Annotated in this window: 3 protein-coding genes; all 3 read right to left on the bottom strand. The window is 57.6% G+C overall.

All coding sequences use genetic code 11. The features are described from left to right. Nucleotides 1-363: 363 nt before the first annotated feature. The 3 genes from LC354_RS26120 to LC354_RS26110 all read right to left on the bottom strand — a co-directional run bounded on the left by LC354_RS26120 (nt 364) and on the right by LC354_RS26110 (nt 5244). Nucleotides 364-1056 carry a YjbF family lipoprotein gene (locus tag LC354_RS26120; RefSeq protein WP_223428888.1) on the bottom strand — a complete coding sequence of 231 codons (693 nt, stop codon included), beginning with the start codon at nt 1054-1056 and terminating at the stop codon, nt 364-366. Beyond that, nucleotides 1053-3191, bottom strand: coding sequence for a YjbH domain-containing protein (locus tag LC354_RS26115; protein WP_223428887.1), 2139 nt, complete (start codon nt 3189-3191; stop codon nt 1053-1055). The genes LC354_RS26120 and LC354_RS26115 overlap by 4 nt, the downstream gene beginning before the upstream one ends. 145 nt (nt 3192-3336) lie before the next feature. Then, complete coding sequence (locus tag LC354_RS26110; protein WP_223428886.1) at nt 3337-5244, bottom strand: polysaccharide biosynthesis protein; 1908 nt, start codon at nt 5242-5244, stop codon at nt 3337-3339. Nucleotides 5245-5473 lie beyond the last annotated feature (229 nt).

Raw genomic sequence — 5473 nt, 5'->3', positions numbered from 1 at the left:
GCCGCCGAACAAGCAAAGGGGCCTGGGCGCCCAGCTCAAAGAGCGACACCGGCTAACATCCAAGCTGATTGACGCGCCGCGACAATCAAAAACACAAAACCCTTGATCGCGATAGAAAACGACGGCATCGTCTCAAGTGTCGCGACCAAGGATTCTCATCCTGATTGACGCGCTCCTCGCATCCAGATTGTCGCGCTACATGTTACGGCGAGAGCCGCGGCAGTGATAAGTTTGAACGTGTTTTTCATGGTATGACCCTTTGAAATCCTCAACTTCTCCTACGATAGTTCACACGGCAAAACAATCAACTTCGCAACTTTTGCGTGGAGCGGCGAAAAATTGCATGCGGCTGCGGCAAAAACGCTACTTTTTTAGCTTCCGGATGCGAAAATACCCCAAGTCCGGGCCAGCCCACTGCCGAGATTGCCACACCGTGTTGCTTGATCGATCAACCCAGTAATCGTTGGTGACGGGCCCATTCGGGCCGACACAATTCTCGCGGAGATGCACGACACTGTGGACGCGTTCGACAATCTCGATTCTGGTCTCGCCGAGCGATTCCATTTCGCATTCCAGATCGATCCGCGTCGTATAATTGGCATAGCCCAGAACGAACAGGTTGTGGGGGCCGGAGACCGGTTGGCGCGTGTTGATGGACTGCACCACCGCGTCTACCCGGCTTGACCCCAGATCGTTGCCGATCCCGCGTGTGGAGATCAGCACACCGTCTCTGAGTACGATCTGAGACCCGCTGCCATTGCGCCATGTTGTAATCGTTCCATTGCGCCCATCACGGCGGGACGCATAGGGCACGACAAGGCCGGTGATACCGCGATCTTCCAGAACAACTTCGAGCGCCGGGGCGGGAATTCTGTCTATCAGATCCCGTGTCAGAGGTGGAGGCGCAGGTCTGTCGCGGGCTTCGCGGCCTTCCTGTGCAATCGTGACAGTGGCTTGCAGCGCTGCGCCCAGACCGGATGATGTTTCTCTGCCGCCTGAACAGGCTGACAAAAACAGTGCGGCACACATTGTGAACGCCGTAGCGGACCGGATCATTCCCAAACCCTTCCCCAGTCGGCGATAAGGTCATTCACCTGACCGCTGGCAACCTGACCATAGAGACGACCCGGCACATAGACGCGGGCACCGCCGTCCCGCTGGATTGGGCGGATGGTCTGGCCAAAGGTCTGTTTGCTTGGACGGCCGGTGAACCAGCTGATCGGAATGGTGAAGGTTATCCCCTTGTCGAACGACCCTTCGCCGAAATCCTCTGAGGACACGTCGGTCAGGGTAAAGAAGCCGCCGACGCTCCAGCCATTGCCGAATTGGCGCATCAGCGTGAACGTGGCGCCATAGTCGCCGGCCAGATATCGGCCCGCGTCGACCTGAGCGAAATAGTTGCCGCCAAAAGTATAGTAGGCAGAGGCATGTCCCGTAACGATATCATAATCCCGGAACCCGAACCTCTGGTTGAAGTCCCGTTGTTTCACATAGTTCGCCTCGATGCCCAGTCCGAGCCGACTATCCGCGGGCTGCCACAGAAATTCAGTGGAAATGCCGCCGTACATCTGCTCGAAATATCCCAGCGTCACACGGGCAAATGTATCTTCGCTGGGTTTCCACTGTTTGGCGACGTAGAGGTTTTCCATCGTCGTATCGCCGCCCTGTGCATAAAGTACAGCGTCGGTGCGGACCGGTGGCAAGGCAGAGTCACCCACAAATTCGGAGTCCGCAATGTTGCCCCACACCCGGTGACGCACTTCGCCGGCAACGATCCAGCCGGGAGCGAAGCGATACGCTGCGGCGGCCGCGATTCCAACATCTAACCGAATTGGTTTGTCCGGGTCGAAATAGGACGGGAGCAGATAGGGTCCGAGTGCCCAGCTGTATTGAGGATACAGATCCGGAGTGACCAGCGCATTTGCAGGCGCGTTTGGCGCGGCGCTGCCGATCACCGCCACAGGCAGCAGGGCACCGCTCGCATTTGGCTCGAACTCCAGTGTTTCGATTTCGATCCGCTCGATCGTGACCTTGGACATCGACAGACCGTTGTTCATCAAAACGATGTCAAATGTTTCGACGGACGCGGGCAGGATGCGCGCCATGGAGCGCGCAACACGGCCCACGACGATGGCCTGATTACCGATGAATTCGCTTGTAACCCGCAGTTCCGCACGGGTCGCGGTTACGTACACCGCTTCGATCTGAATACCGACTTCGTCCAGTTCCGGTGCTATGGCATCGCGGATAACGGTTGGCGCGCGTTCCGATTCCGCCCAGCTTGTATCGTAGCGTTCGGGCATCTCGCTGCGGCTCGGACGCACGATAACCGGCGGCGGGCCCGCAATCGTAAATGGTATGATCGGGCGGTTGGGGTTCAATTGAAGCTGTGCACTGACCCCGAATTCGGACCCGTACATATAATATGCGCCCAGACGAATCCCGTTGGTGACCTGATATTCCGCGCCAAAGTTGAATTGCGACTTGCGGTCGAACACGCCACGGGAGGTTTCTGGCTCGTAGGCGTCGCTTGAATATTCCGCCTTCAGGCCAAACCGATCGGTGACTTGCCATTCGACCCCGCCAAAAGGGGCGACCGGGCCGCGAAACCACTGGTCCGTCGAGGGGCTGCCGCCCGTGTCCCCGCTGGTGAACGTCGGACGATCGCCGCCGAAGGGCGATCCGATGGAGCCATATGATCCCAGACGACCCCAGCCCAGACCTGCGGTTATCTTGAACTTGCCGGGCAGGCTGAACGGTTGATCGAAGTTCTTTGTGGCGACAAAATACTCAGCCGCATAGATGCCGGTGCCCGAGAAATCCTGCAACCCAACCGTCAACGCCGGTCTGGTTTCGGTTTCGCTCAGAATAAGATAGCGGATGTCGAAGCTGCGATCGCGGTAGGTGTTGTACCCATCCGAGTCCCAATCCTGTATTCCGATGTAGCGGAACGTACCGCTGATCCGGGGCGTCAACTGAAACGAGAACGAGGTCCGCGTCTGACCTCCGAAATACGAGACGCTGATGGCCACCTGACCGTCTGGCAAGGGATCTGCGCCGGGCATGTCGATGAGGCCGGGAAGGCCGTAGAAGTTCAGGGTCGGTGACGAGGTGATGACCGTACCCGGTGGCACATCCTGAGCGCGCGCAATGTTTGCAATGGTCGCTGCGCAAAGCGCGAGACCTGACATTCATGCCCATCTGAGTGTGCGAAGAGTCTTAGACATTATGGGTCACTGCTCGTGTCCGGAAACTTTGACACGTTAAACCACGGAAGCTTGATCTGAGGCAATGTCTCGGGCCAACCGTTTTTTCAAGGGACACCAAGCGCGACATTCAGGATACAGGCACGGCGCTTTCGGACATCTCCCGGCTGCTGTTTGGGGTGAAGCGATACCCATCTACCCAACGCATCACCATGTCCCGGGCTTGCTGTTCATCGCCGGCGGCAAGCGCGTGGCGCAAGGAGCGGAGGGCCGACGCGACTTCGATTTCGCTCAGGCTCTCTTCGACCGTAAAGAAGATCTTTTTGTGGCCCGTACCGATCAACGTTCCGTTTATCGTCAGCTCTTCGGTCATCTTTTCGCCGGGGCGCAAGCCGGTAAATTCGATTTCCATGTCGCCATCTGGGTTCTGTGCATCCCGAACGGTGAAGCCAGCGCTTTCGATCACTTGCCGCGCGAGCTGCATGATCTTTACGGGTTTCCCCATATCCAGCACAAACACTTCTCCGCCTTTGGCCATGGATCCGGCGCGCAGCACCAGGTGCACGGCCTCTTGCACGGTCATGAAGAATCGCGACACGTCGCGGTGCGTGACGGTCAACGGCCCACCGCGTTTCAATTGCTCCTGAAACAGGGGCACGACGGATCCGGACGAGCCCAACACGTTGCCAAAACGCACGGCTGCGAACACCAGACCGTTCTTGATGGCGATGCGATGGGCCGTGTCCTGTACAACAAGTTCGGCAAGCCGCTTGGACGCCCCCATGATATTGGTCGGGCGCACCGCCTTGTCAGACGAGATCAGTACGAAGCGCGCCACACCCGAGGCGGCTGCTTCGCTGACCAAAGTGTGCGTGCCAAGGACATTGTTGGCCAACCCCGCCAGCGGATTTGATTCCACCAATGGCACATGTTTGTAGGCGGCGGCATGCAGAATGACTTCGATGTCGTGGTCCTGCAGCACCCGGCGCACCTGCCGTGCATCGGTGACGGATCCCAGCACGGGAACGATTTCGATGTCGCTTCCTTCGACCAGTTGCATGACTTCCTGATGAATCTGGTAAAGTGCGTGTTCGCTCAGTTCATACAGCACCAATTTCTGCGGGTGGCATTCAAGCACCTGACGGCTCAGTTCCGAACCGATCGACCCGCCCGCGCCGGAAATCAGGACCCGGCGCCCGGAATAGGCTTCGGACCCTTCGCCCTGATGCGGGCTGACTTCATCTCGGCCCAAAAAGCTGCGCGGATTGACCGGTGTCAGTTTGTCGACAAGGGCTTCTTCGCCGATCAGCTGCGAGAAGGACGGCAAGGTTTGCACTTCGAGGCCCATTTTTTGCAGGCGGCGCGCGATCTGCATTTGCTTGGGCTGTGTTTGTGATGGCATCGCCAGCAGGACGCGGTCGATCTGCCGTTCGGCCACGATTTCCGCAATGCGCACCGGGCTGTAGACGGGCAGGCGCAAGACGTTGATCCCTTGCAACGCCTGACTGTCATCGACAAAGGCAACAGGTTCGATCACCGCGTGATTGCGCAGCGCCGACACGAGCTGAATACCCGTGGTACCCGCCCCGTAGATCAATACCCGGCACCGGTCACTGCCTTTGCGGTACATCGCGATCACCACCTGCAACAGGACGGCACGGCTGATGACGGAAAACACGAAAAAGGTGATGCCAAAGGTCACCTGCGGTTTCAGGCCGATCTGAATGTTGGCTGCTGTTGTCAGTATCAAGGATGTGAAGGTCAGAATGGCTGCAAAACCAACCGTACGCCCGACGGATTCAGACTCGTATTCGTTCAAGGTCGTCGAAGAGACGCCCAGCCAAAGCGACACGCCTGCCGCCACGACCAACAGATAGGGCAGCACGGGCAGATAGCTCCACATCATAGCCGTCGCGCCGTCGGCCGGGAGTCTGAGGCTGAATGCAAAGAGAAGTGCCGCGGGTATCAGCAATAAGTCGAGCAAAACAAAGATATTGCGCTTTTGCTTGCGCGACAAAGACTTGATTAAGTTCAGCATCCTGTCCCCTGGCTGGTTTCTTTCGGCTCTGCAGACATCTTCTAGCATAGCGGGCTGAAGATACGAGTGTTTGAATTTCAGTTAACAGGTTTACTTTCCACCTAATGGATCGAAGCCACCGGCTTCTAGCCGGTCCGCTTCAGCGAATCTTTCTCTGATCTTCTCTCCTGAATTTTGAAACCCGCTGTGGCGGTATGGTTTCAAAATTCAGGAGAGAAGATCATGCGTT

Source organism: Tateyamaria pelophila (assembly GCF_019966495.1).
GTDB lineage: Bacteria > Pseudomonadota > Alphaproteobacteria > Rhodobacterales > Rhodobacteraceae > Tateyamaria > Tateyamaria pelophila.
Note: the sequence above shows the minus strand (reverse complement) of the source record. Positions and strands in the feature narration are given on the sequence as shown.

Coding starts and splice junctions, on each gene's coding strand:
- LC354_RS26120 (WP_223428888.1), bottom strand. CDS start 1,056: ATGATCCGGTCCGCTACGGCGTTCACAATGTGTGCCGCACTGTTTTTG.
- LC354_RS26110 (WP_223428886.1), bottom strand. CDS start 5,244: ATGCTGAACTTAATCAAGTCTTTGTCGCGCAAGCAAAAGCGCAATATC.
- LC354_RS26115 (WP_223428887.1), bottom strand. CDS start 3,191: ATGTCAGGTCTCGCGCTTTGCGCAGCGACCATTGCAAACATTGCGCGC.